The organism is Syntrophorhabdaceae bacterium, assembly GCA_028713955.1.
Classification (GTDB): Bacteria; Desulfobacterota; Syntrophorhabdia; order Syntrophorhabdales; family Syntrophorhabdaceae; genus UBA5609.
Genome location: JAQTNJ010000310.1, coordinates 1 through 3,223 on the forward strand (window position 1 = coordinate 1; position 3,223 = coordinate 3,223).

At 53.1% G+C, this 3,223-nt stretch carries 2 protein-coding genes; both read left to right on the plus strand.

All coding sequences use genetic code 11. The features are described from left to right. Positions 1-610 (plus strand): ABC transporter ATP-binding protein (locus PHU49_16245; protein ID MDD5245561.1); only part of this gene is annotated, 610 nt, incomplete at its 5' end. Continuing rightward, a complete protein-coding gene (locus PHU49_16250) occupies positions 607-3,096 on the plus strand; it encodes an FtsX-like permease family protein (GenBank protein ID MDD5245562.1) in 2,490 nt (829 codons plus the stop codon). The genes PHU49_16245 and PHU49_16250, both read left to right, overlap by 4 nt. The last annotated feature ends 127 nt before the right edge of the window (positions 3,097-3,223 follow it).

The window sequence follows — 3,223 nt, forward strand, 5'->3', positions numbered from 1 at the left end:
TCTCGTGGTGGCTGCCGGCGATATTGTTGCCCTCTTCGGGAAAAGCGGCTCCGGCAAAACAACGCTCTTAAATCTTCTTGCAGGGCTGGACAGACCCACGCGGGGCATGATCGAGATAGAAGGACAGGACCTCGAAACCCTGGGAGAGAGAGGAAGAACAGAATTCCGGCGAAACCGTCTTGGTTTTGTTTTTCAATTTTTTAACCTCCTCCCTACCCTGACCGCCTTCGAAAATGTCTTTTTATCCCTTGAACTTGCCGGGCGACCTGACCCTGTTACTGCTAAGGAAGTACTTACGTCTGTGGGGCTCGAAGGAAAGGAAAACCGTTACCCTTACGAACTCTCCGGCGGCGAGCAGCAGCGCGTGGCAATTGCGCGGGCCCTCGTCAAGAAGCCTTCCATAATCCTTGCGGACGAGCCTACGGGCAATCTCGATACGGTAACCGGTGCACATGTCCTTGACCTTCTCGTCAACCAGTGCCGCCAATCACAGACAACGCTCATCATGGTCAGCCACGCGATGATAACCTGTCAGTATGCACAGAGGATCTTGCGGATGGCAGACGGTATCGTCGTGGAAGATAAATCCTGCGAGGCGCAAGGTACTTGAAGATCGTCACAAAGGCCTTTCTCCGTTATCGTTTAAGGAGACGGAGTTTAAGCATCCTCCAGCTTCTTGGCATTGCCTGCGGTGTGGCAGCGGTCATCGGCATGGGCCTGTCTGCACAGTCGGCGCTTTCAAGCTTCAGTAAGGCCGTTGAATTCCTGCGGGGAAGGTCTACGCACCTTATTGAGCGGCCCGCAGGACCGGTAGACGAAACAATACTCGCCAGGCTGATGAAAGATCCTTCTATTGATTTCCTTGCTCCGGTTATTGATCGCCGGATAAGGCTAACAGACAGCGAGGCGATCCACGTCCTCGGCATAGACCCCTTTCTCGACAGGACCATCCGGCCCGAGATCTTCGGCGCTTATCTTGCTGAAAAGGGGCGACGTAAGGAAGAAGATCTCTTTTCTTTTTTTACTGACGATCGGTCTGTCCTTATCGACTCTAATCTCGCTTCCCGGCTGAAGGTGAAACCGGGGGGCCGGTTCGAGACATCGCAGGGCACCTTTAAGGTAATCAATACCTTTCCGAACCCATCAGGCGAACCACTCATCCTTATGGATATACTCAATTCCCAGAAGATATTCGGCCTCAAGGGATCAATAGACCGCGTTGACCTCATTGTGAATGACGAGGCCGCATTCCGGTCCCGCTGGGAGAAAGGTTTCAGGATCGAGTCGAAGAGGCAAAGGCAGGAAACCCTGACCGCCCTGCTGCACGCCTTCAAGCTGAATCTCCAGGCCCTGTCGCTTTTGGCCCTTTTTGTCGGGACATTCCTAATCTATAATACTGCGATGTTCGTCGTGGTAAGCCGCAGGAAGGATGCGGGCGTCCTGAGGAGCCTCGGCGCCAGCCGTTATGAGATCGTAGCCGCCTTTCTTATCGAGATATTCTGCCTGGGGATACTGGGCGGGGCCCTGGGGGCTGTTTTTGGCTATATACTGAGCCGTTTCCTTACGGAGATAGTGGGGAGCACCATAAGCACGCTCTATTTTTTCCTCAAGCCCTCACCACAACCCTGGTCTTTGCTGACGCTCGCCGCCGGCATCGGTCTTGGTTGTATCGCAAGCCTTTTGGGATCTATTGCGCCCCTTATCGAGCTTATCCTCACGGAACCCGTTAAGGCTCTCCGTGGCAGAACGGCATACAGGGGCGGAAAAAGAAAGGCAGGAAAGATAGCACTTATCGGTCTCGGGATACTATGCATCGCCGCCTGCTTCCTGTTGCTCTCTTTCTATCACGTATACGTGGGATACGCCGGTACGTTTATCTTTCTCCTCGGTGTCAGTCTCTTTACCGGGTTTGCCGTAATGCTTGTTGCACCGGCGCTTAAATGGCTCTTTTCAAGGGTCGGAGGGGTCCAGGGGAAACTTGCCGTCGCGAATATCCGGAAAAACATGGGACGTACCGCTGTGGCCATCGCCGCCTTTATGGTGGCCCTTTCCATGTCGATCGGCCTCGGATCAATGATAGACAGTTTCCGCTACTCCCTCATCTGGTGGATGAACAGCCAGCTAAAGGGGGAATTATATATCTCAACAAGAGGGGACGTTGACGTACCTGAAGACTTTTATGAGGAACTGAAGAGGGTGCCCGGTATAGAAGGTATCGATACCTACCGGAACGTCCAGATAACATACCGCGGGATGCCTGCCTATATCACGGCGATCAATGCCTCTGTCCTCCAGCAATTTACTGAATTCGGCTGGGTAAGAGGCGGCAAAGAGAACTGGGAACCGGTAAAGCGGGGAGCGGTGATCATCTCCGAGAGCTTTTCAAGACACTTCAACGTGAAGAAAGGGGACACCATTACCATCAATGGGACAGAAGGGGCGATCCGGTTCCCGGTAGCAGCGATATTCTATGACTACACAACCGAGCACGGGCTCATTATGATGGACCGGTCAATATACATTGAACATTTTAAAGACCGTACGATCAACAGCCTCGGGATCTTCGTCGATCCGAAATATCCTGACCGGGAGAAAGTCATCGCGGAGGTAAAGCAACGGGCACACAACCGGAACCTGCCTGTCGCAACCAGGAGCGAGCTCCACGGAAACATACTCTCCGTCTTCGACAACACCTTTGCCGTTACGCGGTCGATGAGGGTCCTCGCCATCATAGTGGCCTTCTTCGGGATAGCCGGCGCCCTTATGACCCTCTTCGTGGAAAGACAGCGTGAGTTCGGCATCTACCGGGCCCTTGGATTTTCTGTCCGTCAGATCGCGGGGATGACGCTCTTTGAAGGGATAGGCATGGGCCTTGTGAGCTTCCTTATGAGCATCGGCGTTGGTACTGCACTTGCACTGATACTCATCAAGGTCATTAACCTGCGCAGTTTTAACTGGACGATCTTCTACCACTTCACCTTCGATCCCTATCTTCTTGCCGGAATCACAGCCATAGCGGCCAGTATTGTCGCATCATTGTATCCTATATGGAAGGTCTACCGGACCTATCCTCAGATACAGATAAGGGAGGAGTGAGCGGAGCCAAGCTCCGTAGTGATGAACAAAAAAGTGATAAATGGTGAATTAACCAAAGATCTTTCATTGGGGGGAGCATCGGCGTCGGACGTTTCCCCGCAAACACGCTCATTCCGCTCCAGCGGCT